The organism is Salinispora mooreana (genome assembly GCF_000379065.1).
In the GTDB taxonomy this organism is placed as follows: Bacteria; Actinomycetota; Actinomycetes; order Mycobacteriales; family Micromonosporaceae; genus Micromonospora; species Micromonospora mooreana.
In genome coordinates this window covers 3,936,506-3,961,889 of the sequence record NZ_KB900614.1, presented here as the reverse complement: position 1 = coordinate 3,961,889, position 25,384 = coordinate 3,936,506, and the positions used below count along the sequence as shown (strand labels likewise).

The 25,384-nt window shown below is 70.2% G+C and carries 20 protein-coding genes; 12 read left to right on the top strand and 8 right to left on the bottom strand.

Annotation, left to right across the window (positions count from 1 at the left end; genetic code table 11):
* Positions 1-11: 11 nt before the first annotated feature.
* Complete coding sequence (locus tag SALPAC6_RS0118835) at positions 12-875, top strand: YybH family protein (protein WP_018254909.1); 864 nt, start codon at positions 12-14, stop codon at positions 873-875.
* 477 nt (positions 876-1,352) lie between these two features.
* On the opposite strand, the gene SALPAC6_RS0118830 is transcribed toward SALPAC6_RS0118835, so the two are convergent.
* The 3 genes from SALPAC6_RS0118830 to valS are packed head-to-tail and all read right to left on the bottom strand — an operon-like array spanning position 1,353 to position 4,701.
* On the bottom strand, positions 1,353-1,781 hold the full coding sequence (locus SALPAC6_RS0118830; RefSeq protein ID WP_018254908.1) for a type II toxin-antitoxin system VapC family toxin: 429 nt from the start codon (positions 1,779-1,781) through the stop codon (positions 1,353-1,355).
* Entirely contained in the window at positions 1,778-2,023 is a 246-nt protein-coding gene (locus SALPAC6_RS0118825; protein ID WP_018254907.1) for a FitA-like ribbon-helix-helix domain-containing protein, read from the bottom strand. The genes SALPAC6_RS0118830 and SALPAC6_RS0118825 overlap by 4 nt, the downstream gene beginning before the upstream one ends.
* Positions 2,024-2,079: 56 nt before the next feature.
* Positions 2,080-4,701: a valine--tRNA ligase gene (gene valS, locus SALPAC6_RS0118820; RefSeq protein ID WP_018254906.1), complete on the bottom strand. Its 2,622-nt coding sequence runs from the start codon at positions 4,699-4,701 to the stop codon at positions 2,080-2,082.
* A 107-nt stretch (positions 4,702-4,808) separates the two neighbouring features.
* On the opposite strand from valS, the gene SALPAC6_RS0118815 reads away from it, so the two are divergent.
* Positions 4,809-5,762 carry an L-threonylcarbamoyladenylate synthase gene (locus SALPAC6_RS0118815; RefSeq protein WP_026189834.1) on the top strand — a complete coding sequence of 318 codons (954 nt, stop codon included), beginning with the start codon at positions 4,809-4,811 and terminating at the stop codon, positions 5,760-5,762.
* A 3-nt stretch (positions 5,763-5,765) separates the two neighbouring features.
* On the opposite strand, the gene SALPAC6_RS0118810 is transcribed toward SALPAC6_RS0118815, so the two are convergent.
* Positions 5,766-10,232: a cation-translocating P-type ATPase gene (locus SALPAC6_RS0118810; RefSeq protein ID WP_018254904.1), complete on the bottom strand. Its 4,467-nt coding sequence runs from the start codon at positions 10,230-10,232 to the stop codon at positions 5,766-5,768.
* 117 nt (positions 10,233-10,349) lie between these two features.
* On the opposite strand from SALPAC6_RS0118810, the gene SALPAC6_RS0118805 reads away from it, so the two are divergent.
* Both SALPAC6_RS0118805 and SALPAC6_RS0118800 read left to right on the top strand, forming a co-directional pair.
* Entirely contained in the window at positions 10,350-10,709 is a 360-nt protein-coding gene (locus SALPAC6_RS0118805) for a hypothetical protein (RefSeq protein ID WP_026189833.1), read from the top strand.
* 143 nt (positions 10,710-10,852) lie between these two features.
* Positions 10,853-11,047, top strand: a complete 195-nt coding sequence (locus tag SALPAC6_RS0118800) for a hypothetical protein (RefSeq protein ID WP_018254902.1) — start codon at positions 10,853-10,855, stop codon at positions 11,045-11,047.
* Between the two features lie 108 nt (positions 11,048-11,155).
* On the opposite strand, the gene SALPAC6_RS0118795 is transcribed toward SALPAC6_RS0118800, so the two are convergent.
* The 3 genes from SALPAC6_RS0118795 to SALPAC6_RS0118785 form a co-directional block, all read right to left on the bottom strand.
* On the bottom strand, positions 11,156-11,791 hold the full coding sequence (locus SALPAC6_RS0118795; RefSeq protein ID WP_018254901.1) for a DsbA family oxidoreductase: 636 nt from the start codon (positions 11,789-11,791) through the stop codon (positions 11,156-11,158).
* Positions 11,792-11,811: 20 nt separating this feature from the next.
* Positions 11,812-12,240 (bottom strand): SufE family protein, encoded by a 429-nt coding sequence (locus SALPAC6_RS0118790; protein ID WP_018254900.1) that lies wholly within the window; start codon positions 12,238-12,240, stop codon positions 11,812-11,814.
* A gap of 131 nt (positions 12,241-12,371) precedes the next feature.
* Positions 12,372-12,797, bottom strand: a complete 426-nt coding sequence (locus tag SALPAC6_RS0118785) for a CBS domain-containing protein (protein ID WP_018254899.1) — start codon at positions 12,795-12,797, stop codon at positions 12,372-12,374.
* Positions 12,798-13,038: 241 nt separating this feature from the next.
* On the opposite strand from SALPAC6_RS0118785, the gene SALPAC6_RS0118780 reads away from it, so the two are divergent.
* The 7 genes from SALPAC6_RS0118780 to SALPAC6_RS0118750 all read left to right on the top strand — a co-directional run bounded on the left by SALPAC6_RS0118780 (position 13,039) and on the right by SALPAC6_RS0118750 (position 22,803).
* The gene (locus tag SALPAC6_RS0118780) at positions 13,039-13,806 is read left to right on the top strand and encodes an SGNH/GDSL hydrolase family protein (RefSeq protein WP_018254898.1); all 768 of its coding nucleotides are present in this window, start codon (positions 13,039-13,041) and stop codon (positions 13,804-13,806) included.
* A gap of 162 nt (positions 13,807-13,968) precedes the next feature.
* Positions 13,969-14,550, top strand: coding sequence for a TetR/AcrR family transcriptional regulator (locus SALPAC6_RS0118775; RefSeq protein ID WP_026189832.1), 582 nt, complete (start codon positions 13,969-13,971; stop codon positions 14,548-14,550).
* A gap of 124 nt (positions 14,551-14,674) precedes the next feature.
* Positions 14,675-16,012, top strand: coding sequence for an acetyl-CoA carboxylase biotin carboxylase subunit (locus SALPAC6_RS0118770; protein ID WP_018254896.1), 1,338 nt, complete (start codon positions 14,675-14,677; stop codon positions 16,010-16,012).
* A gap of 199 nt (positions 16,013-16,211) precedes the next feature.
* Positions 16,212-17,123 (top strand): hydroxymethylglutaryl-CoA lyase, encoded by a 912-nt coding sequence (locus SALPAC6_RS0118765; RefSeq protein WP_026189831.1) that lies wholly within the window; start codon positions 16,212-16,214, stop codon positions 17,121-17,123.
* 243 nt (positions 17,124-17,366) lie between these two features.
* Positions 17,367-18,899, top strand: a complete 1,533-nt coding sequence (locus SALPAC6_RS0118760; protein WP_018254894.1) for an acyl-CoA carboxylase subunit beta — start codon at positions 17,367-17,369, stop codon at positions 18,897-18,899.
* Positions 18,900-18,956: 57 nt separating this feature from the next.
* Entirely contained in the window at positions 18,957-20,111 is a 1,155-nt protein-coding gene (locus tag SALPAC6_RS0118755) for an acyl-CoA dehydrogenase family protein (RefSeq protein ID WP_018254893.1), read from the top strand.
* Positions 20,112-20,235: 124 nt separating this feature from the next.
* On the top strand, positions 20,236-22,803 hold the full coding sequence (locus SALPAC6_RS0118750; protein ID WP_026189830.1) for an ATP-binding protein: 2,568 nt from the start codon (positions 20,236-20,238) through the stop codon (positions 22,801-22,803).
* Between the two features lie 309 nt (positions 22,804-23,112).
* Here SALPAC6_RS0118750 and SALPAC6_RS0118745 read toward each other — a convergent pair whose 3' ends face one another.
* Positions 23,113-23,610 (bottom strand): MarR family winged helix-turn-helix transcriptional regulator, encoded by a 498-nt coding sequence (locus SALPAC6_RS0118745; RefSeq protein ID WP_018254891.1) that lies wholly within the window; start codon positions 23,608-23,610, stop codon positions 23,113-23,115.
* 223 nt (positions 23,611-23,833) lie between these two features.
* Here SALPAC6_RS0118745 and SALPAC6_RS0118740 point away from each other — a divergent pair, with 223 nt between their 5' ends.
* Positions 23,834-25,312 carry a hypothetical protein gene (locus SALPAC6_RS0118740; protein WP_018254890.1) on the top strand — a complete coding sequence of 493 codons (1,479 nt, stop codon included), beginning with the start codon at positions 23,834-23,836 and terminating at the stop codon, positions 25,310-25,312.
* The last annotated feature ends 72 nt before the right edge of the window (positions 25,313-25,384 follow it).

The window sequence follows — 25,384 nt, the reverse complement described above, 5'->3', positions numbered from 1 at the left end:
CCGAGCCGACCATGGCTACCAACGAGGAGCACATCCGCACCCTGATCGAGCGCTGGGCCGAAGCGGTCCACCACGGCGATCTCACCGGAGTCCTTGCCGACCACACGCAGGACATCGTGATGTTCGACGTGCCGCCGCCGCAGCAGGGGGTGCGCGGCATCGATGCCTACCGGGAGACCTGGCCACCATTCTTCCGGTGGCAGGCCCAGGGCGCCTCGTTCGACATCGAGTCGCTGGAGGTCACCGCGGGCGAGGATGTCGCCTTCGCGTACGCCCTGCTGCGGTGTGGCACCGAGCGCGACTTCGCCGACAATCCCGACAACCGGCTGCGGCTGACGTTCGGTCTGCGCAAGCAGATCGGTCGGTGGGTCATCGTTCACGAACACCACTCATTTCCGCTCACCGACGGGTCCACCGCGGCCGAACCCGCTGCGGACCAGGACCACGCTGCCGGCGAGCAGGACCTGCGCCAGCTACACCAACGCTGGTTCGCCAGCACCGCTGCCAAAGACCTCGACGGCCTGATGGCCCCCATCGCCGAGGACGTCGTCTCCTATGAGCATGACCAGTCGCTGCAGTGCATCGGGGTTGATGCCGTCCGCACGGTCTGCAAGGCCGGTCTTGACGCGGCCGGCGACAGCAGCGTCACCTGGAACATCCCCGACCTGAAAATCCTGGTCAATGGTGATCTCGCCGTCGCCTGGGGACTCAACCACGTCGAGGTGAACTCCGCTGGCGGGCAGTCAGTAGACAGCTGGTCCCGCGGGACCCGCATCTTCCGACGCCGGGACGGCGCCTGGCTGATGACCCACCAGCACCTCTCCCACCCCTTCGACCCGGTCACCGGCGCAGCCAGGACCGACCTACGTCCGTAACGGGAACGGCGCGACCAGCACGGCGGGTTGTCGACCAACTGCTTGGCTGCGGGTGTGCACCCAGACGCTGCTCGGCACCGAACATGTGCTGCGGTCCCGCCCGGGAACTGTCCCTCGGCACGGACCTGCTGGCCGGCACGGACGTGGGTGAGGTGCCGGTGCGCCGGTACGAGGACATGGCGTACGTCGTTCTCACCGGCGAACGTACCCATGTCCGAGCGGCCCGGCGCGGAGGATGTGGCCACCGGAGGTGCTGCCGGTGGTCTGCCGGCATTTCTCGCCGCTACTGGCGGCGGCCATTCCCAGTCGGTGCTGGTCCGGCAGGGATACGGCACCGCACTGACCCGGGCGAGCTGCACGTGCGTCCGCTCGCCGGTGCGCAGGTCGCCGTCGGGGGGGGCGGGTGGTCGCGGTGTCGACCGGGCGACTGGACGCCCGGCTGCCTACCCTGACCCGGTAGGCAGCCGGGCGCACGATTCAGGTGACCGTGGTTTGCCAGGGATCAAGGACGTCGATTCCGGTGTCCGCGAAGTCCTTGGTGTTCCGGGTGGCGAGGGTGGCTGCTTGGGCGCGGCAGATGGCGGCGATCTGGGCGTCGAATCCGTCGATCGGTTGGCCGAGCCGTTCCCGGCCAGCGACTACGCCGGCGTAGGCGCCGGCGGCCGCGAGGTCGAAGGGCAGCACTTGGCGTGGGAAGGCGGCGAAGATCTCATTGACGGCCTGGTGCAGTGATTCCCGGCGCTGACCCTCCGGCAGCCGCGCGATGCCGTAGCGGATCTCGGCGACGGTGACGGCAGTGGTGTACAAGCCGGCGCTGGAACTCTGCTGGAGCCACGCGAGCACCGCTGGGGCGGGCTGCGCCCGCATGAGCTCGGAGACGACGCTGGTGTCGAGAACGATCTTCATTCGGGCAGCCCCGCCGCGCGGGGTGGCGTGGCACGGTCCGGCAGATCCAGTTCGACGCCGCCGAGTCTGGTGAACCGATCGGTGAGTGCGCTGAACAGGTCGGTTGCCGGCGCGTCCTCGGCGACGGCGGCGGTGAGGATGTCGCGGATCTCGGCTTCCATGGATCGACCGTGCCGTGCGGCGCGGCGGCGTAACTTGTCCCGGACCGCGTCGTCGAGATCTCTGATGCTGAGGGCTGCCATCGCTTCTCCTCACCGAGGAATGAGAGCAATGCTAGCACCGGTGCAGCCCGGCCCCGTCAGCCGAGTGTGATCTCCGGCGTCAACGGCGTGTCCGCCTCGGCGGTGTCGACCTCCCGCACCACCCCCGCTGCCCGAACATCCCGGCTGACCAGAGCGAAGGCGGCGAGGTCGGTGGCGCACCCACGGAGGGTGAGCTGGGCTACCGGCACCCGCATCGACTGCTTCGCCTCGGACTTCGCCCGGCGGATGGCGGCGAGCACGTCGGAGGCGAGCCCGAGTAACCCCGTTCCGGCCTCGGTGGAACCGCTGGCGGCTGCGGAGTCACTGACCTCGGCGGAGCGGGGGGAATCGTCGGGGCTGACGAGTTCTCGTCGGGTCGGCCACGCTGCCCGGTGCACTGACCCCTCCTGCCACCACGACCAGGCTTCCTCGGTGACGAACGGCAGCATCGGAGCGAAGAGTCGCAGCAGCGTGTGCAGCGCCAGTGCGAGCGCGGCGTGGGCCGAACGGACGGCGGGATCGTCGGGTTCCCCGTACGCGCGCTCCTTGACCAGCTCCAGGTAGTCGTCGCAGAACGACCAGAAGAACTGCTCCGTGCACTCGAGGGACCGCGTGTAGTTGTACTGGGTGAACCCGGTGGTGGCGGAGTCGACGACGACGGCCAGGCGGGCCAGCATCGAACGGTCGAGTGGTTCGGTCACCTGCGCCACGTGGGGTGCCAACAGCGTCGGGGAGCCGAACCGCAGCACGAACTTGGTGGCATTCAGGATTTTGAGGGCGAGTCGGCGGCCGATCTTCATCTGACCGGTGTCGAAGGCCGTGTCGGTGCCCGGCCGGCCGCTGACCGCCCAGTACCGGACGGCGTCGGAGCCGTACTCCTCCAGGAGAGCCATCGGCGTGACGGTGTTCCCCTTGGACTTCGACATCTTCTTGCGGTCCGGGTCCAGGATCCAGCCCGACAGCAGCGCGGTGTTCCAGGGCAGACGATCGAACTCCTGGTGCGACCGGAGCACGGTGGCGAACAACCAGGTCCGGATGATTTCGTGCGCCTGCGGACGGAGGTCCATCGGGAAGACCCGGGCGAAGAGGTCGTCGTCAACCGTCCACCCGCCGGCGATCTCCGGGGTGAGCGAGGAGGTGGCCCAGGTGTCCATCACATCCGGGTCCGCCATGAAGCCACCCGGTTGGTTGCGCTGGCTCTCCTGATAGCCGGTCGGGGCGTCACTGCTGGGGTCGACCGGTAGCGCCGCGTCGTCCGGCAGGATGGGGCGCTCGTAGTCGGGCTCGCCCGAGTCGTCGAGCGGGTACCAGACCGGGATCGGCACACCGAAGAAGCGCTGTCGGCTGATGATCCAGTCCCCGGAGAGACCCTCAACCCAGTTCTCGTACCGACTGCGCATGAACTCGGGGGACCAGGTCAGCTCACGCCCCCGGCGGACCAGCGCGGCCCGCAGTTCGGTGTCCCGACCACCGTTGCGGACGTACCACTGTCGGGTGGTGACGATCTCGAGTGGCTTGTCACCCTTCTCGTAGAACTTGACCGCCTGGGTGGTGGGGCGGGGCTCGGTCTCGAGACTCCCGGCGGCGCGCAGCAGCTCCACGATCTTTGCCTTCGCGGAGAACGAGGTCAGGCCGGCGAGCATCCGGTACGCCGCCACCGCGTCGGCGTTGACGACCCCGGGTGGTGGCTCGGGGAGCAGGCGGCCGTCGCGACCCATCACCGGCCGGGTCGGCAGGTCCAGCTCCCGCCACCACAGCACGTCCGTCAGGTCGCCGAAGGTGCAGATCATCGCGATTCCGGAACCCTTGTCCGGCTGAGCCAGCGGGTGCGCCCGGATCGGCACCGGGACACCGAAGAGCGGCGTGACGGCGGTGCTACCGAACAGATGTTGGTACCGCTTGTCATCCGGGTGGGCGACGAGCGCGACGCAGGCCGGCAGTAGCTCGGGCCGGGTGGTCTCGACGTAGATCTTGTCTCCGGTCGCCGAGTGGAAGGCGAGTCGGTAGTAGGTGCCCTGGCGCTCGCGATCCTCCAACTCGGCCTGCGCGACGGCCGTGCGGAAGGTGACGTCCCAGAGGGTCGGGGCGTCCGCCAGGTACGCCTCACCCCGGCCCAGGTTATGGAGGAAGGCGCGTTGGGAGATCGCCCGACTCCGGTCATCGATCGTCGCGTACGTCAGGGACCAGTCGACGGAGAGGCCCAGGTGCCGCCAGAGGGCCTCGAACGCCTGCTCGTCAAGCTCGGTGAGGTTCCGGCACAGCTCGACGAAGTTACGCCGGGAGATTGGTTGCGGCCGGCTCGGGGGTTCGGCCGGTGGCGTATAGCCCGGGTCGTACGGCAGGGAGGGGTCGCACCGCACCCCGTAGTAGTTCTGCACCCGCCGCTCGGTGGGCAGACCGTTGTCGTCCCACCCCATCGGGTAGAACACCGCCCGGCCCTGCATCCGCTGGAACCTCGCGATGGCGTCGGCGTGGGTGTAGGAGAAGACGTGACCGACGTGCAGCGCCCCGCTGACCGTCGGCGGCGGGGTGTCGATCGAGTAGACCCTGTCCCGGGTTACCGAGCGGTCGAAGCGATAGGTGCCGTTCTGCTCCCATACCCGCGACCAGACCTTTTCGATGCCCTCGAGGGACGCCTTGGCCGGCCCGGCTGTTCGCCGCTTGGTGTTCTCGGTCACTGTCCGAATATATGCCGCTGGTCCAGTGATTTCTGCACGCTGATCGGGTCGGCGATGGGGGAGCGGGTCCGGCAGGCTAGCGTCGAGGCGTGAGCACGCCGCGAGTACTGCCCGCTGACAGCGGTGTCGTCGAGGCCGCCGCCGTCCTGCGGGCCGGTGGTCTGGTGGCCCTGCCCACCGAGACGGTGTACGGCCTTGGCGCGAACGCACTGGACGCCCCGGCGGTGGCGCGGATCTTCGCGGCCAAGGCGCGGCCGAGCTTCGACCCGCTGATCAGTCACCTGGCTGAGGCGGCGGAGCTGGAGAAGCTGGTGGGTACGGTGCCGGCGGCGGTGGCAGTGCTGGCGGAGCGATTCTGGCCCGGGCCGCTGACGCTGATCGTGGACCGGCCGGCGGTGATCCCGCCGATCGTCACCTCCGGGCTGGAGACGATGGCGGTTCGGGTGCCGGACCACGCGGCGACGCGCGAGTTGATCGCGGCAGCCGGGGTGCCGGTGGCGGCACCGAGCGCGAACCGGTTCGGTCAGCTCAGCCCGACGCGGGCCGAGCACGTGGTGGCGGGGCTGGGAGCGGCGGTTGATGTGGTGCTCGACGGTGGGCCGACCCGGTGTGGGATCGAGTCGACGATCGTGGACGCGCGAGGCAACCGTCCGGTGGTGCTGCGGTTGGGCGCGCTGCCGGTGGAGTCGCTTCAGGAAGCGGTCGGTCCGGTGCTGGTCCGGCTGGGCAGTTCGGGCCAGCCGGTGGCACCGGGGACGTTGGCGGCGCACTACGCCCCGCGTACGCGGCTGCGGTTGGCCACCGATGTCGAGCCGGCCGGCGGCGGCGTCGCCCGGCGGGGGTTCCTGGGCTTCCGCGGCGTTCCGGTGGGGGACTGGGCGGCGGTGGAGGTGCTGTCCAGCAAGGGCGACCTGACCGAGGCGGCGGCCCGGTTGTTCGACGCGCTGCATCGACTGGATGGGGCCGGCGTTGACGAGATCCTGGTAGAACCGGTGCCCGAGGTCGGGGTGGGCCGGGCGATCAACGACCGGTTGCGCCGCGCCGCCGCTACCTGGACGTAGCGGTTAGCTGCCGTGCCCCCGGTGGCGGAGGCGGGCGAGCAGGTCGTGCAGGTCCACCGCGGGGCGGGGTGGGGCCGGTAGCTGCTCCACCAGGCGGGCAACCGTGCCGTTGGCGAGGGCGGCGCCGGCCGCGGAGCCGGTAGCGATCGTCCAGCTGATCGGGCCGAGCGGGGTGCAACCGAAGAAGTGGCTGAGGCCGGGAGTCTGTACGACCAGTACGAGTACCCCCACCGAGCCGGCGGTGGAGAGCAGGACACCGGGAGTGGCGCCGCCGGCCAGCAGGGTCTGGCCGAGCTGGGTGCCGATCAGCGACACCAGGGCCACCGTGCCGGCCCGGCGAGGTGAGGCCGCCACCCACCGGGACAGCGCCCAGCCGGCGGTGGCCCCGAGCGCGGTGGAGGTGGCGCGGACACCGAGTTCCCGGTTGAGGGTGGCGCCGAGGGAGGTGTCGGGCCCCTCCCGGAGCAGGTTCTCGCTCTGTTCCGGCGGGGGCGGCCGGACCGCCACGGCCAGGGCGGGGGCCAGATCGGTGAGCAGGTTGACGAGCAGCAGTTGCCGGCCGTTGAGCGCGGAGTGGCCGTCAATGGCGGCGGTGACGATGCTGAACGCGATCTCACCGAGGTTGCCGCCGAAAAGGATGCTCAGCGCGTGCCGGACCGACGACCACATTGCCCGCCCTTCGGCGAGGGTGGCGATGATGGTCTCCAGCCGGTCGTCCAGGACCACCAGGTCCGCCGCCGCGCGAGCCGCGGGGGTGCCGCGCTGTCCGAGGGCGATGCCGACGTCGGCGAGGCGGATGGCGGGTGCGTCGTTGGCGCCGTCCCCGGTCATCGCGACGGTACGACCGCAGGTCCGGAGCGCCTGGATTATTCGTACCTTGTGGGCTGGGGTGCACCGGGCCACGACGTCGGTGGTGACCAGGCGGGCCGCCAGCGCCTCGTCGTCGAGGTCCACGAGGTCGCTGGCGGTCGCCACCCGCTGACCGTCATCGGGGCTGATCACCGAGGCGATCGCCTCGGCGGTGGCCGGATGGTCACCGGTGATCATGATCGTGTGTACCCCCGCCTTGCGGATGCTCTCCACCGCCGGGGCGGCGCTGGCCCGGATCCCGTCGGCTAGCGCGAGGATGCCGACGAAGGTCAGGCCCTGGACATCGCCGTCGGTGATGGACTCGTCGGAAACAGCCCGTTCGGCGAGGGCCAGCATCCGCTGGCCGGCCCCGGCGTGCCGGAGCAGCTCCTGCTGGACCGCCTCTCGGGTCGCGTCGTCCAACGGCACCACCCCGGCCTTGGTCCGCCGGTTGTGGCAGCGGGGCAGGACGGTCTCCGGGGCGCCCTTGACGCTGAGGACCACGCCGGTATCGCAGGTGCCGACGGTGGCGTGGTAGCCGCGGGACGGTTCGAACGGAAGCCCGCCGGCGGGACGCCACGCTTCGGCACCGGTCTGCTCCACCGTGTTGGTCTCCTGGGCTGCCCGGCGGATCGCCCGGTCGGCCTGCTCGGGAAGCTGCTCCGGGTCCTCGGCGCCCGGAGTGGCGCGCAGCGCGACCGCGAGGATCATACGGAGGTGGTCGTCGAGCTGGTCCACGGTGGCGAACCGAGCACCGTCGCCGACTCCGGAGAGCACCAGCCGCCCCTCGGTCAGGGTTCCGGTCTTGTCGAAGCAGAGCACGTCCACGCGCCCCAACGCCTCGATCGTGCGGGGGTTACGCACCAGGGCGCCACGTTCGGCCAGACGCCGGGCCGCCGCCAGCTGCGCGGCGCTGACCAGGAACGGCAACCCCTCGGGCACCGACGCGACGGCCAGGTTCGCGGCGGTTGAGGCGGTCTCCGCCAGCGGTACGCCGCGCGCAACGCCGGCCCCGGCGACCGCGACCGCCGATCCGAGCGCGAGCGGTATCGCCGAGCCGGTGAGCCCGCCGAGTCGCGCTTCGACGCCGCCGTTGGGTCGGTCCTGCCGAGCGAGGCTGAGGCTGCGCCCGGCCTCCGTGTCGGTACCGGTGGCGACGACCACGCCCGAGCCGTGACCGGCGGCGACGGTGGTGCCTTCGTACAGCATCGAATGGCGGTCGGCGATGTCGGACGCGGCCACCGGTTGGTCGGTCTTGCCAACCGGCAACGACTCGCCGGTGAGCGAGGATTCGTCTGCCTCCAACCCCGTGGCCTCGAGGATCCGGCAGTCGGCCGGTACGGCGTCACCGGGCTCCAGGATGATCACGTCGCCGGGGACCAGCTCGGCGGCGGGTAGCTGCTGCTCGGCACCGCCCCGCCGGACCCGGGCGGTGACCGCGGTACGGGACAGCAACTCGGCCAGTGAGCGTTCGGTGTTGCGTTGGTGTACCGCCCCCACCAGGGCGGAGCCGCCGACCACACCGCTGACCAGGGCGGCGTCAACCAGGGATCCGAATGACGCGGAGAGCACCGCCCCGGCGGCGAGGACCGGGGTCAACGGGTTGGCCAGCTCGTCCAGGAAGGCGCGGAGCAGGGTCGGAGTCGGACCGCCGTCGGGGACCTGGTCGGAGCGTCGGCGATCGGCCTCCGGCGGATCCAACCCGTCGAAGCTGCTGCCCAGCTCGTCAAGGACGGACCCCACCGGCATCAGGTGCCACGGTACCGACGCCCGCCCGGCGGGGGCCTCGGTCGGCGTGGGCAGGTGGTGAGCCCGCCACACGCCGTGGGCGAACGCCAGCGCCGCCGTCCCATTGACCGCGGCCTGGGTTCGGTACGGGAGCTGTTCCCGGGCGGCGGTGAGTGCGGACAGCGCCCCGAGACCGGTGCCCCCGAGCCCCAGCCGGATGTTCTGCCTCGTCATCCGGCGTGCCGCCCCAGCCGCCTCGACCACCAGCGCGGAGGTCCCGAGGTCGGTTCCGACCAGTAGGTGTGCGCCCCAGGGGGGCAGCTCCTCGTCGGTGGTCAGGCCGAGGCCACAGTCGGCTGCCGCGAGCGCCCACCGGTCATCGGAGAGCAGCATCACGACCGCGCCGTCACGCTGCAGCTGGCGTACGGTTTCGGTGAGCTGGGCGCCCCCGGCGAGGACGCTGTCGGCGAAGTCGTACCGGCCCGGGTCGTCGTCCGCCACGACCAGCCGCAGCCCCGCACGTCGAGCGGCTGCCGGTAGGAGGTCCACGCCGGGGGCCGGCTCGTCCTCGACCCGCAGCAGCGCAGCAAGCCGACCGTCGTGTGCCAGGCCGAGGAGTCGGCTGCCAGATGCGCGAAGCCGGTCGCTGTGCAGGGTGCCGCCCGGGTCAGCCGCGTCGAGGCGGTCCAGCGGGCCGAGACTCCAGCCGTCGCCATGCTGGACCGCCGCCGGCTGATCCGGGTCGAAGAGGGCAAACGCTCGGGCGCCCACCTCGCCCAGCTCCGCGTCGCCCAGTGGCGCCAGGTCGGTGAGGACGCCACGGTCGGAGCCGAGGATCGTGGCGTCCAGCACCAGCGTGTCGATCCGGTCGAGCTCGCGGAGCACGCGGCGGTCCATGGCGATGACGCCGCGCCGCGCGAGCAGGCTACCGAGCTGGGCGGCGTACCCCTCCCGGCCGGCGCCGCTGGCCTTCGGAAGCGCGGCGAGGCCGAGTGCGGCGGCGCGTTTCGGACCGGTGACCGGGGTCGCGGCGGCGGCTGCTGCCGCGCCGGCGTGCAGCATCTGGATCACATACGTCTCGGCCGGCCCATCCGGTTTCGGGCAGGGCCGTTCGGCTGGCAGGACGGGGGCAGCGGCCCGGCCCGGGGCGCCGGTGAGCCGGGGTTCGGCTGTTGTCCACGCGGCGAGTTGGGCCCGCGCCTCGCCCCACTGCACCACCCGCTGGAGGCTGTCCAGGACGATGCCGGTCCAGCCGCCCGCGAGGCCCTGCGTCACCGCCTCGGCCAGCGGGAAGAGTAGGTCGGCACGCGGGTCAGCGCGTACTCCCCGGTCGGCGAGGGCATGCAGCCTTGGGTGTAGGTCAACCGCGTTGAGGAGGCCGGAGACCTCACCCGGCACGGGGGTGAAGGGCAGGATCCGGGTGGCAGCGGAGATCGTCAGACCGAGCGCGTCGGAGGCGAGGGCGCCGAGCGTACGGGGGGTGCGGGGGCCCTCCTCCGGCGGGTGCGGCGGTGGGATCTCCGGGTCCGGTTCGTGTGGGCTGATGCGTTCGGCGCGGGCCACGGTGGCGATCAGATCGCGCAGCCTTGGCTCGGGGGAGCCGACGGCGACCACCACCCGCCCCGAGGGGGCGTTCACCCGCGCCCAGCTCACGCCGGGTACGCGTTCCAGCGCTGCTTCGACCTGCCGGGCGAGGCGGTCCCCGCCGTCCTGGCAGACACCGTGCACCTCGATGTGGTGTCGGCCGTAGCGGGACCAGACCCGGCGGCGGGTCAGCCCGGTAAGCCGCGCGGCTCGGGCAGCGGCGGATCCGAGGTTGCGGGCTGCCTGCCCCATCAGCTGGGGCACGGCCGGCACGCGCACGTTGCCAGCGCCGCGGCCCAGCGGGATCATCGAGGCGTACGGCGGGACTCGTGTCGGCCCGATCCCCCGGTGTCGCTCTCTCCGTACGCCATCGCGCCTCCCACGCCGTGTGTCCCGGCGGTCTGACTTCCCGCCCGGCCGTCCGTTATGCCCGCGACCAGCGGCGAAGTTCTACCGGCCACACCGGCATGGTGGGCGGCGACGGTGGAAAGCCAGGGCGGTCACCGCCGTTTCTGGGAGGTCGAGATGAGTATGTTGACCCGGGATCTCAGTGGGAGTCGGGACATGATCCAGACGTTTACCCGCCGAGTGGAGGTACCGGTACTGGGGGAGGTGGCCGTCCCGCCGCCAGACAAACTGGCGTACTACGCGGGTGTGGGCCTGCTCACCCTGTTGCAGGTCATCGAGTGGCCGGTGGCGTTGGTGGTGACCGCTGGCCACGTGCTCGCCGATCAGCACCTGTCCGGGCTGGCCAAGGGGGTCGGAGAGGCGTTGGAGACCGCCTGATCACCTCGGTGGGGGTGCAGTGCCCCCGGCGACCCCTCGACACTCCCGGGCTGCGCCGGGTCGGGTGGTGGCGCTGGACACGTACGGGGGAACCCGTCCGCGGCCACCGCCCCACCCAGTTCGGACAGACCTACGGTGGCCTCATGTTCACCCTGGTCACCACCGTGATTCTGTACGTCGGAGGGTTCGTCTTCCTGTACGGAGTGATCCGCCTCGCGATCCGGCACGCTCTGGAGGAGGCGGAGGCGCGCCGAATCCAGGCCCAGCGGGCCGAGGAGTTGGCCGCCCACCGTGATCGGACGCTGCTGGAGGGGAAGGGCTACCTCGCCGGGAACTGACCTGGTGGTGGCGGTGCTCGCGCACCACCAGACAGCCGTCATCGTCAATGTTGTTGCACGTGAAACATCAGGACGGTCGATACCCTGGTCGGGTTCCGGTGCACTCCATCAGGCCTCGGTCGCCGCGTGCCGCTGGGCCTCGGTAAGGGCGGCGAGCAGGGCTGACGAATCCTGCGCGCCGCTCACCGCGTACCTGCCGTCGAGGACGTAGGTCGGCACGCTCGTGATGCCGAGTTCCCGTGCGGCGGCCAGCCGTGCGCGGACCTCGGCTACCTGCCCGTCGGATTCGAGGAAGGTATGGGCCGCCACGGCGTCCAGGCCGACTTCGCCCGCGATCGTTGCCAGCGCCGGTCGGGAGCCGATGTCGACGCCGTCGCGGAAGTGGGCCCGGTGGAGCGCCTCGACCGTCTCGGCGGCCCGGTCCCGCTCCGTCGTCCAGGCGACCAGTCGGTGCGCGTCGAAGGTGTTCGCGGCGAGCGCACGGTCGAAGTCGAACTCAATGCCGTCTTCGGCAGCGGCCCGAGTCACCTGGTCCGCCATCTGCCGCGCACGCTCCCGGCCGCCGAACTTCGCGCCCAGCGCGTCCAGCAGCGGCAGCGGTTCGGGAACCGGCGCCGGGTCGAGTTGGAACGGTCGGTAGCTGACGGTCGCGGCGCCGTCGTAGGACGCGAGCGCCCGCTCCAATCGGCGCTTGCCGAGGTAGCACCAGGGGCAGACCAGATCGCTGTAGATTTCGATCTTCATAACCGAAGGCAACCCGGTGGTCAGCTTGTCTGTTCCCGGACCTGACGTTTGAGCCGGGCCAGGACCGCGGTGCCGCCCCGGATCCGCAGCGGACTGACCGCCTGGGCCAGCCCCATCTGCTGGTAGAGGTCGTCTGGGACGGCCAGCACCTGTGCTGGCCGAGCGCCGGCGAGCCCCTCGGCGAGGATCCCCGCGAAGGCGCGGGTGGTGGCCGCCTCGGGTGGACAGTCGAAGACGGCCTCGACGCGGCCCTCGGGGGTCAGGCGTGCGCGCAGGAAAAGCGCCGTCTGGCACTCCGGGACCTGCTCCATCTCCGCGCGGCCGGGGTGCCCGGACGGCAACGGCCTGATGGCGTCGGCGTACTCCAGCAGCAGTTCCAGCACGATGTCACGGGGCGCCGTGGCGAACTCGTCCACGATCTCGACCAGCCGGGGAGGCATCTCGGGCATCCCGCCAGGCTACCGGCGCCCGGAACCCGGATCGGGCAGTGTGCCGACGGAACGGGCCCACATCGCGGCGGCGGGTGTGGCCACCTCACGGCGGGGTGTGCCCAGCGGACGACGCAGTGGGTGTGCCCACGTCACGACGTCGGGTTCTGCCCGCTGAGCTGGCCGAGCGCCGACTGGGGGTCGAGCCGCTGGGCGAGGTCACCGAGGGAGACGATGCCGACCAGCTTCCGCTCGTTGTCGCAGACCAGCACTCGCCGTACGCCCCGTTCTCGCATGAGGGCCGCCGCCTCGCCCGTGGTGCAGTTCTGTTCGATCATCACCACCTGACGGGTGATGATCGACTCAATGGTGGTTCGGGCCGGGTCGCTCCGCTGGGCGACGGCCCGGACCACGATGTCCCGGTCCGTGAGTACCCCGGCGAGGGTGGCGCCGTCGGTGGCGACCACGTCCCCGATGTCGGCCTCCCTCATCACCCGTGCAGCCTCATCCAGGGTGGTCTCCATCGGTAGGTAGATGACCCGCCTTGTCATGACGTCACTGACCCGGAAACTGGTCATGGGACTCCTTCGGAAGCGATCCAGCCCGATCGGGACGCGGTTCCCCGTTCCCCCCTTACTACACCTGTCTCTGTGGTCACCCCTTCGACCAGCGGTGGTCCGGCCCATCGCCTCGATATCACCTGGCCCCGACCCGGGGGCACCAGTAGAAACATCATTGGTGAGAAACTATCGCTTCTCAGGCGGGGCTCGCCGCCACCGAAGGCGGAGACACGGGTCCTTCCCTACCTTGGAGGGTGTAGTGGGCTGGCGCAGTTTCGTGGCGGTCGGGGACAGCTTCACCGAGGGCCTGAACGACACATACCCGGATGGCCGCTTTCGGGGCTGGGCCGACCTGGTGGCGTCCCGGCTCGCCGTGGAGGCCGGGTCGGAGTTCCGGTACGCGAACCTCGCTATTCGCGGTCGGCTCTTTCCTCGGGTTGTGGACGAGCAGGTTCCCGCGGCGTTGGCGATGCAGCCGGATCTGATCAGCTTCGCGGCTGGTGGGAATGACGTGCTGCGGCGAAGCTTCGACCCGGATGACCTGATCGCGCGCTTCAACGACGTGGTGGGGCGGCTGCGCGCAGGCGGGGCCGACGTGGTTCTGTTCCGTTTCGCCGACGTCATGGCGCGACTGCCCGGGCAGCGGCTGGTCGCCCCCCGGGTGCAGTTACTCAATCAGGCGGTTGGCGACACGGCGGAACAACACGGCGCGATCCTGGTCGACCTGTACGCCGACGACACGTACCTGAACCCAATGCTGTGGAGCACTGACCGGCTGCATCTCTCCTCGGCCGGGCACCGGCGGGTGGCCGCCCAGGTGTTGACCGCGCTGGGGGTCGGCTGTGCCGAGGAGTGGCTGCTGGTCCCCGAGCGTCCGCTGCCCAAGCCGTGGCTGACGGCCCGCACCGACGACCTCCGTTGGGCCACCCGGCATCTGGCGCCCTGGTTCACGCGTCGCCTGACGGGTCGCAGTTCTGGTGACACGGTCACCGCCAAACGCCCCGTCCTGACCCCATTGACGGACTAACCGGCCCCCTGCTCCGCCCAGAGCGAGCCCACCGCTCCTGGTTGCTGTCCTGGCCGTGCCTCGAGAACCGAGGCACGGCCCCGGCCACTGCGCGCGGTGGAGTCGGCGGACTACGCTCTCCCCGTGACGGTGCAGCAGTCGCCCAAAGCGGCGAACGGCGATGTGGGCGGCGGCCGGCGTCGGTCCCGCAAGGAGGAGATCCTCGAGATCGCGGTCGGGCTCTTCGCCGCCCGGGGCTACCACGGCGTGTCAATGGATGACATCGGCGCCGCCGCCGGGGTGACCGGTCCGGCGCTCTACCACCACTTTGCCGGCAAGGAGGCGATGCTGGTCGCCGCATTGATCCCGGTCAGCGAAGGGCTGCTCGCCGGGGGCCGGGAGCGGGCGGCCGTCCATCCCGACGATCCCCGCGCCGCGTTGGAGTCCCTGATCGACTTTCATGTCGACTTCGCGCTGGCCCAGCCGGCGGTGATCGCCCTGCACCTGCACGAGCTGGACCGACTGCCTGATCAACCGCGTCGCCGCATCCGCCGGCTCCAGCGGCTGTACGTCGAGGAGTGGGTCAACGTGCTGACCGCGTCACACCCGGGCCTGCCCGACAACGAGGCGCGGGTGCTGGCCCACGCCGCCTTCGGCCTGATGAACTCGACCCCGTTCCTCGGTGGCGTGGTGGACCGGCAGCGCCGAGCCGAGCTGCTCCGGGGGGCGACGCTGGCTGCTCTGTTGGCACCGACAGCCCGCTGAGTTCTGGGCCCGAGCCCGATTGCCGCAGGCTGGATCGAGGGGCTGTGCCGCACACTGACTCGTCAGTAACCGGGGTGGCATGGTTCCCTTGCTTTCCGTTCGACCCCGGGACGCTGGAGGAAACATGATCGAGTCACTGTTGGTCGTCAATCGGGGCGAGATCGCCCGCCGGATTATCCGTACTGCGAAGCGGCTCGGTGTCCGGGCGGTGGCGGTGCACTCGGAGGCGGATGCCGGCCTGCCGTTTGTGACCGAGGCCGACGAGGCGGTCTGTGTTGGTCCGGCGAACCCGGCGCAGAGCTACCGGAACGTCGAGGCTGTCCTCGCCGCCGCACAGTCGACCGGCGTGCAGGCGATCCACCCTGGCTACGGCTTCCTGTCGGAGAACGCCGACTTCGCGCAGGCTGTCGTGGCGAGCGGTCTGCTCTGGGTCGGGCCCGGTCCAGACGCGATCATCGCGATGGGCGACAAGATCAATGCCCGGAATCTGATGGCGGCGGCCGGGGTGCCGGTCGCACCGGGCACCACGGAACCGGCGGCGGACCTTACCGCGGCGGTCAACGCGGCGGCGGAGATCGGCTATCCGGTGATGGTCAAGGCAGCCGCTGGCGGGGGTGGCATGGGCATGGGAATCGCGACCGACGAGGCCGCGCTCCGCACCGAGTATGACAAGGTGCGCGCGTTCGCCGAGCGGATGTTCGGGGACGGCTCCGTCCTGATCGAACGGTATTTCCCGCGGGTGCGCCACGTCGAGGTGCAGATTCTCGGGTTGGCCGACGGCCGGGTGGTGGCGCTCGGCGAGCGCGAGTGCTCGGTGCAGCGACGAAACCAGAAGCTCGTCGAGGAGTCCCCCTCCCCGGCAGTCACCCCGGAGCTTCGGTCCCGTCTGCTGGCCGCGGCGGTGCGGGCGGGCGAGGCGGTCGGCTACCGCAACGCCGGCACGGTGGAATGCCTGCTCGACCCCACCACCGGTGAGTTCTTCTTCCTGGAGATGAACACGCGGCTACAGGTTGAGCATCCGGTCACCGAGCTGGTCTACGGGGTTGACCTGGTCGAGGAGCAGCTCCGGGTGGCCGCTGGGCTGCCGCCGACGTTCGACCCGGATGCCTTGGCGCCGCGCGGGCACGCGATCGAGCTGCGGGTCAACGCCGAGGACCCGAAGCGTTTTCTGCCCGGGCCGGGGGCGATCACCACCTGGACCGAACCGACGGGCGAGGGCATCCGTGTCGATTCGGGGTATGTCGCCGGTAACACGGTGACCCCGTTCTACGACAGCCTGATGGCCAAGCTCATCGTCAGTGGCGTGGACCGCGCCGAAGCGATCAGTCGGGCGCGGGCCGCCGTGGCGCAGTTCCAGCTGGCCGGGCCGAAGAACAATCTGCCCTTCTTCGCCGAACTGTTGGACAACCCGGAGTTCCTCTCCGGTGACTACGACACCGGCATCGTCTCCCGAATGCGCTGACCCGGACCCGGCGTCGGGCGGTTGACCCCGGGGTCGAGGTACTGACCCCGGGGTCGGGGAGAGCTGATCCCCGGTCGGGTTGTTGGTCGCCGCACTGCGCCAACTGTCATGATCACGCGATCGACTCAGCCGAGGCTGCGGGTGACATGCTGGGGGAGTCGGACCAGAGCCTGTCACAGTGAGGTGGCCCATGGGTAATATGCCGGGATTTGTGTCTATTCGAGAGGTTGGGCCGCGCGACGGGCTCCAGAACGAGGAGCCGATTCCGACCGAAGCGAAGGTGCGACTGCTCGATGCGCTCTCCCAGACCGGGGTGAAGCGGATTGAAGCGGTGTCCTTTGTGCACCCAAAGGCGATCCCGCAGATGGCCGACGCCGACGAGGTGTGGCGACGGGCGGAGCGGACCGAAGGAGTGCGTTACTCGGCGCTGGTGCCGAACACGCGGGGTGCCCACCGCGCGTTGGCCGCCGGGTTCACCGAGATAGAGGTGGTGGTCTCCGCCAGCGACACCCACAACCGGCGCAACGTCAACCGCTCCACCGACGAGTCGCTGGACGACATCGCTGAGTTGGTCGAGCTGCTGCACAACGCCGGTGCCCGGGTGGAGGTTATCGTCGCGACCAGCTTCGGCTGCCCGTACGAGGGGGATACTGACCCCGGGCGGGTGGCCGGCATCGTGGACCGGGTGCTGCGCGACGGCGCCGACCGGGTGGCGTTCGGCGACACCACCGGCATGGCGACGCCCCGCCGGGTCCGTGAGCTGGTGACGGCCCTACGTGATCGCGACGCAGACGCACCAGTGCTGCTGCACTTCCACAACACCCGTGGCACCGCGTTGGCGAACCTGTTGACCGCCATCGAGCTGGGGATCACCGATTTCGACGCGAGCGTCGGTGGCCTGGGTGGCTGCCCGTACGCGCCTGGGGCCAGCGGCAATCTGGCCACCGAGGAGGCCGTGCACATGCTGCACGACATGGGTATCGACACCGGTATCGACCTGGCCGCCCTGATCGAGGTCGCCGAACTGGCCGAGGAGTTGGTCGGCCGATCCCTGCCCAGCGGCGTGCTCCGGGCTGGCCCACGGACCCGGCTGTCTACGCTGCCGGGCTGACGTCTCTCGCCTGGCTGGTTCCCCCGGCCGGGCAGCCCCTCGCCGAGCTGGTCCCCACCACCGTGCGGTCGAACCCGGCCGCACGGTGGTCGCTGTCGTGGAGCCGGATAAGTGCCCGGATTCGCCCGGTGCGGGCAGGCAGCTGGTGGGCGTTGTGCGCTACCCTAACGATCGTTCAGGTAGGTTCGGTGGTGCGAGCGAGTGCCCGCCGGACCGGGAGCGGCGGGCACAGGAGGAGTCGGCGTGACGCTCGATGGTGAGGCGCTGGAGCAGCTACGCAAGCGGGCCCGGGCCGGTGGCGCGGACAAGTACCATGCGGCGAATGCGGCGAAGGGCAAGCTCTTCGCCCGGGAACGGGTCGCGTTCCTGGTTGACGAGGGATCGTTCGTCGAGGACGGGCTCTATGCCAACGCGCTGGCCGAGGGGTTGCCCGCCGACGGCGTGATTACCGGAACCGCCACCATCGACGGCCGCCCGGTCTGTGTGATGGCCAACGACTCCACGGTCAAGGCTGGCAGCTGGGGAGCCCGAACCGTCGAAAAGATCATTCGGATCATCGAGCGCGCCTACGCGACCAAGGTTCCGATGGTCTACCTGGTCGACTCGGCCGGTGCCCGGATCACCGATCAGGTGGATCTGTTCCCCGGCCGCCGGGGCGCCGGAAAGATCTTCTGGAACCAGGTCCGCGCGTCTGGCTCGATCCCCCAGGTCTGTGCGCTCTTCGGACCGAGCGCGGCTGGCGGGGCGTACATCCCGGCCTTCTGCGACGTGGTCGCCATGGTCGAGGGAAACGCCAGCATGTACCTGGGCTCGGACCGCATGGTCGAGATGGTCACCGGAGAGCAGACAACGCTGGAGGCGATGGGCGGGGCCCGGGTGCACTGCGCCGAGTCCGGCGTCGGCCACTTCCTCTGCCGGAGTGAGGCCGACGCACTTGACGTCGTACGGCGCTACCTGTCGTATCTGCCGACAAACTGGACCCAGCAGCCGCCCCCGGCGCCGGCCGTCGAAGCGCCGGCGAAGGTCGATCTGGCGGCGCTGGTACCAGCCAGCGAGCGGCAGGCGTTCGACATGCGTCGGTACGCGAAGGGGCTGCTCGACCAGGGGAGTTTCTTCGAGATCCAGGCGCTGTGGGCCAAGGAGCTGACCATCGGCTTCGGTCGGCTCAACGGCGAGGTCGTCGGTGTGGTCGGCAACAACTCGATGTTCAAGGGCGGCGTGCTCTTCGTTGACTCGGCCGACAAGGCGACGCGGTTCGTGCAGCTTTGTGATGCGTTCAACGTGCCGTTGCTGTTCCTCTCCGACGTGCCCGGGTTCATGGTCGGCAGCGCGGTGGAGAAGCAGGGCATCATCCGGCATGGCGCCAAAATGATCACTGCAATCTCCGAGGCGACCGTGCCCAAGATCTGCGTGGTGGTGCGCAAGGCCTACGGTGCTGGCCTCTATGCGATGGCCGGCCCCGGCTTCGAGCCGGACGCCACGATTGCCCTGCCGACCGCGAAGATCGCCGTGATGGGTGCGGAGGCGGCGGTGAACGCGGTCTACGCCAACAAGATCGCGGCCATCGGGGACGAGAGCGAACGGGCCGCCTTTGTCGCTGCCCGGCGCGAGGAGTACGAGCAGGACATCGACATCGTCCGGCTCGCCAGCGAACTGGTGGTTGACGCGATCGTGGAACCACCCGAGCTGCGAGGTGAGCTGATTCGCCGGTTTGCCGCCGCCCGCGGCAAGGATCGCCACTTCGCCACTCGCCGGCACGGCGTCACCCCTGTCTGACCCGGCCGCCCCGGCGTCACGAACGCCCGGTGGCCCATCCCCCACCAGGAGGAACCCATGGACTTTCGGCTCAGCGAGGAGCATGAGGCGCTGCGGACCAGCGTCCGCGACTTCGCCCGTGAGGTGGTCGCTCCGGTCATCGCCGATCACTACGAGCGACACACCTTCCCGTACGACGTCATTCGCCAGATGGGAAAGATGGGCCTGTTCGGCCTCCCCTTTCCGGAGGAACACGGCGGAATGGGGGGTGACTACTTCGCGCTCTGCCTCGCGCTGGAGGAGCTGGCCCGGATCGACTCCAGTGTGGCGATCACGCTCGAGGCGGCGGTCTCGCTCGGCGCTATGCCCATCTACCGGTTCGGCACGGATGAGCAGCGGGCACGGTGGCTGCCGCGGCTGCTCAACGGCACGGCACTGGCCGCGTTCGGGTTGACCGAGCCGGGCTTCGGCTCGGACGCCGGGGGGACCCAGACCCGGGCGGTACTCGATGAGTCGACGGACGAGTGGGTGATTAACGGGTCGAAGGCGTTCATCACCAACTCCGGGACCGACATCACCGATCTGGTCACTGTCGCGGCGGTTACCGGAATGAGGCCGGACGGTGCGAAGGAGCTGTCCACGATCATCGTGCCGGCCGGGACCCCGGGCTTCACGGTGGCGCCGGGATACTCCAAGGTGGGCTGGACGGCCTCCGACACGCACGAGCTGACCTTCGATGACTGCCGGGTGCCGGCGGGGAACCTACTCGGCGAGCGAGGTCGAGGCTTCGCGCAGTTCCTGCGGATTCTCGACGAGGGGCGGATCGCGATCGCCGCGCTCGCCGTCGGACTGGCCCAGGGCTGTGTGGACGAGTCGGTCCGGTACGCGAAGGAACGGCACGCCTTCGGCCGTCCGATCGGGGCCAACCAGGCAATTCAGTTCAAGATTGCGGATATGGAGCTGAGGGTGCACACCGCTCGGCTGGCGTACTACGACGCTGCGGCGCGAATGCTCGCCGGAGAACCATTCAAGCGTCAGGCAGCCATTGCCAAGCTGCACGCCAGCACCATCGCAGTGGACAACGCCCGGGACGCCACCCAGATTCACGGCGGATACGGTTTCATGAACGAGTTTCCTGTGGCCCGCTTCTGGCGGGACGCCAAGATTCTGGAAATTGGTGAGGGTACCTCCGAGGTGCAACGCATGATCATTGCTCGGGAGCTGGGGTTGTAGCCGGAACGGGACGCGTTGTCGCCGGAACCGCCCGGCGGCATCGCTGTCGGGTATCCGCAGTGGCACGTCAGTAGGGCGACGATGACCTGTTGATAATCATTGTTGATCCGTACCCTTCCTGGCCATGAACCCGGAGGATGACCGTTCGCGGTGGTCAGGCGGCCGGATGGGGCTGCCCGACCTGCTCCGCGGACACCGGCTCGCCGCTGGTCTGACCCAGGCCGACCTGGCGAATCGGGCTGGCGTCGGGGTCCGGACTGTCCGGGACGTGGAGCGGGGCCGCTCGTCGCGGCCGCAGCGGACCACCGTCGAGCTGCTCGCGACCGCCCTTGGGCTGGCCGGGGCAGCGCGGTCCACCTTCCTCGCCGCCGCCCGACACATGCCGACGCCCCGGTGCCCGGAGTCCGAGTCACCGCTCTACCTCGGCCCGGACAGCATGGTACGGCCGACCGCGCTGCCCCCGGCCCCCGAGCTGATCGGTCGGGAGCGTGACGTTGCCGAGCTGGTCGGGATGCTCACCGGGGAGCCGGCAGTCCGGCTGGTCAGCCTGGTCGGGTTGGCTGGCGTTGGCAAGACGGCGCTGGCGCTGTCGGTGGCCCACACGGCTGCCGAGCACCTCCCGGGTGGGGTAGCCGGGGTTCTGACCGGCGAGGGAACGGATGTTGCGGAGCTGCTTGCCACCTCCGCGGCGGTCTTCGGGGCCGCTCGCCTCCCCGCGCTCGCCACCCGCCTTGCGGGTCAGCCGGCACTGCTGCTCGTGGACGCGGTGGAGCGGGCTCCCGGCCCGGTCGCCGAGGCCCTGCACCAGCTCGCGACCATGGTGCCGTCCCTGTGTGTGCTGGTCACCGGCCGGCATCCGGTCGGGCTGCGCGGTGAGCGGGTCCGGCCCGTAGCCCCGCTCGAGACGCCACCGCCGGACCGCGACGAGGCGGGTCCAACGGCCCTCGACCGGTACCCGGCAGTGGCGCTGTTCACCGCCCGGCTCGCGCTGGTCCGACCGAACCCGCCGAGGACGGAGGAGCTGCCGGCGCTGGCCCGGCTGGTCCGGCGCCTCGGTGGCCTTCCGCTGGCGATCGAGCTGATGGCGGCGCGGGGACACCTTCTCGACCTCAACGAGTTGCTCGACCGGTATGGCGATCGGGTTCTCGATCTGGCGACCGTCTCCGGCACCGCGGAGCGGCCGGGCTGGAACGCTGCCGATCCGGGCCCGGCACAGCGATCGCCCGCGGCGGTCGTCGAGACGCTACGGGACGCTGTTGCGACCAGCTATCTTCTGCTCACACCCCAGGAGCGGGCTGCCCTACGGCGGCTCGCCATCTTCGGTAACCGCTGGTCGATCAAGCTGGCCGAGGAGATGCTCGGAATTGGTGCCGAACCGGCGGACCCGGTGCTGGTCGTTGACCCGGTTGTGCTGCTGGACCGGCTCCGGGAACTGGGCCTACTCAGCATTCTGGGGGTGGGATCGTTCCGATTCCGGCTGCTCGACGCCGTTCGGGAGTTCGCCGTCGAGCAGGCCGCTGGCGCGGGGGAACTCACCCTGGCCCGGCGTCACCATGCCCGGGTCATGGCCAGACTGGTCGCCGAGACGGCCCCGTACCTGGTCGGGGCGGACCTGACCGCAGCGGTCCACCGGCTGGACGACGTAGGCGGGGACATCAGCTCCGCACTCGCGCATGCCGCTGTTGACGAACCGGTGACCGCGCTGGGCCTGGCGGCCGGGCTCGTCCGGTGGTGGCGCTTCCGGGGTCGGGATGTCGCCGGCCGGCAGTGGCTGCGCCGGTTGCTGGCGGATCCCCGTACCGCTGACGCAGTCCCCGTCCTGCGGGGGTGGGCGTTGCTGGGCGTGGCTCGGCTGGCGGCGGAGCACGGCGCGGGGGCTGAGGAGCTGCCGGCCGCCCGCGCGGCACTCGCCGCGCTGCAGTCGGCCGGTGATGTCGCTGGTGAGCTGGAGGCCCGTACGGTTCTGGGCAGGTTGTTCACCGGCACTGGCGACCACGATGAGGCGCGGGGGCAGGTCGAGGCGGTACTGACGCTGGCCACCCGGCACGGGCGGATCCGGGATATGACGGTGGCACAGAACAATCTGGCCTGGCACGGGATCCGCGTCGGTGACCTCGCCACCGCCCGGCGCCGGTTGGCGGCTGCCGATCGGCTGGCGGCCCAGTGTGGGGAGCGGCGGCTACGCGTACTCGCGATGGCCAATCTGGCCGAGGTCACGCGCCTTGAGGGCCGGTACGACATCGCCGTCGATCAGGGGCGGAGGACGTTGGCGGCGTTGACGGCCTTGGGTGACCCGGGGCACCACCGTCGGGTGCTGGGCACGGTCGGGCTGGCGCTGGCACAGGCCGACCGGGTGACGGAGGCGGCCGAGGTGCTGGCCGAGTTGCGACCGGGGGGCCCGGCGGCGGCTCTGAGCTGGATGCCGGCGGACGGGATCTGTGGGTTGATCGAAGGAACGCTGGCGTTGCGCCGGGGCGATCGGGAGCTGGCGGCCGAGTGGTTCGCCGTCGCTGCCGAGGTGGGGGCCAACAGTCAGGACCGCCGTGACCTGGTGGAAGCGCTGGTGGGGCTGGCCGCCAGCACGGCGGAGCCGGCTGTACTGGATCGGCTGGACGCGGTCTGCCGGGTCAGTGGGATTCGCCTGCTGCCGCCGGAGGTGGCGGCCTTGGCTGCGATTACCCGTCGGCCGTGACGGGTCGCACCGGAGATCGGGTGGGCCGGGTGAACAGGTCCCGGGAGTGGCGCGAGCGAGAGCCCCCTCTGTTACCCCTCGCTCGTCGCCCGCGCCCTCCCCCGGGTGCATCCCCCGTTGATCGGAGCTTAGTTGGCGGGGAAAAGTCGGCTGACCGATTTGCCCGACAATAATCTGGCCCTCGAGCAGTTCTGCCGCTCCTTCTGCCGGTCCTCCGCTCGCGACGACTCGGCCAAGCCAGCGCCACCCACGGCGGTGTCAGTCGTCGGGTCAGACCTCGGCGGGAGGTACCCACGACCATCATCTCTGTCAGTCGTTGCCCCGGTCCGGTTCCGGGCCGGTGGCGCCGGCGGTGGCGCCGGGGTGGACCGCATCTCGTACCCGACGTAGCCCATCGAGGAGCTGGGCCAGCGACTCCGGGTCGAGCTGCCCCGTGAACCACTCCTCGATGATTCGCAGGTGACCCGGGAGCACGGCGTCGAGCCGCTTACGGCCGGATTCGGTGGCCACCGCGAACGAGCTGCGTCGGTCGGCTGGGCAGGCGCGCCGGGCGAGGAGCCCATCGCGTTCCATTCGGTCGACCACGCGGGTCGTCCCGCTGGTGGAGAGGGAGGTCTGTGCAGCGAGGTCGGTCATCCGAAGCCGGTAGTCCGGCGAGCGGGCGAGCCGGGTGAGTACGTCGAACTCCACCGGGGAGAGGCCGTGTTCCTCGAACTGGGCGGTGAACCGGGCTGACAGTCCAGCGTGCGCCTCGACGAGTAGGCCGACGGCGGTGATCCGGGGGTCGTTGAACACATTCTGGTCCACCCGACGATCTTACCAGTCGTTGATCAACAAAATATTGCTGGGGGTATATCTGTTGAGTACGTTATTTACGAAACAAGCATTTTGTGGAAAGTGCACGTGACCAGGTTCGGCGGGCTTGTGTGTGCCCGGCTCTGGCCTGCTGCCGTGGGCACTCTTACCGTGAATGGTTCACAATGCGCTGCGGAGCGGCATCGCTCCGTCACCTCGGGCGCCGGGAGGACACATGGGCAGGGATGTCACGCGGGGTGCCTTCTCCCGGGAGGATCGGGTCCGCTACCGCCACAAGGTACGTCGCTGCCTGGACGTCTTCGCCTTGATGCTGGATGACTTCGGGTTTGCCGCCGACCGGCCGATGACCGGCTTGGAAATCGAGCTGAACCTGGTCGACTCCGCCGCCGAACCGGCGATGCGGAACGAGGAGATTCTGGCCGACATCGCCGACCCGCTCTTCCAGACCGAGCTGGGACAGTTCAATCTCGAGCTGAACGCCGCGCCCCGACTGATTGGGGGCACCGGCTTCACCGGCTACGAACAGGACCTTCGCGGCAGTCTCGCCCGCGCCGACGAGCGGGCCGCCAAGTCCGACGCGAAGATCCTCCTGGTGGGGATCCTGCCGACGTTGACCGAGGGGCACCTGGTCGTTGACAACCTCTCCACCAACGAACGTTACCGGGTGCTCAACGACCAGATCGTCGGAGCGCGTGGCGAAGACATCGAACTCGACATCCGCGGAGTCGAGCGGTTGCAGACCCACACCGACTCGATCGCTCCTGAGTCGGCCTGCACCAGCCTGCAGCTGCACCTCCAGGTCGCGCCGGACAGCTTCGCCGACTACTGGAACGCCTCACAGGCGATCGCTGCCGCCCAGGTGGCGACCGGGGCGAACTCCCCCTATCTGTATGGCCGACAACTCTGGGCGGAGACCCGGATCGCGCTGTTCCAACAAGCGACCGACACCCGGCCCGACGAGTTGAAGGCGCAGGGCGTTCGCCCTCGGGTGTGGTTCGGCGAACGGTGGATCACCTCGATCTTCGACCTATTCGAGGAGAACGTCCGCTACTTCCCGCCGCTGCTGCCGATCTGCGAGGACGAGGACCCGGTGGAGGTGCTGCACGCCGGGGGGGTGCCGAACCTCGGCGAACTGCGCCTGCACAACGGGACCGTCTACCGCTGGAACCGGCCGGTCTACGACATTACCGACGGGTGCCCGCACCTGAGGGTGGAGAATCGGGTCCTGCCAGCCGGTCCGACTGTTATCGACATGCTGGCCAACGCTGCCTTCTACTTCGGATCGGCGCGTGGGTTGGCGGAGGCCGACCGTCCAGCCTGGAGTCAGCTGACGTTCAGCGCGGCGGAGGAGAACTTCCACTCCGCCGCCCGTCGAGGCATGGACGCGGTGGTGCACTGGCCTCGGCTCGGTGAGGTGCCGGTCGCCGAGCTGGTCCTCGACGTGCTGCTGCCGCAGGCGGCGATCGGGTTGGACCGGTTCGGCGTGGCTCCCGCTGAGCGAGACCGGCTGCTCGGCGTCATCGAGCAGCGCTGCCGGACCCGGCGCAACGGCGCGGTATGGCAGGCGGAGACGGTGTGGGCGGCCGAGCGGCACCGGAAACTCGACCGCTCGGCGGCGCTGCACCACATGGTCCAGCGCTACGCCGAACTCCAACACAGCAACGAGCCGGTGCACACCTGGCCGGTCGACTAGGCGGCCGGCGGGTCAACCGTCGACCCCTGCGGTCGGAGCGTCGGGACCGCCGGCGCGGGGGCGGTGCCCGGT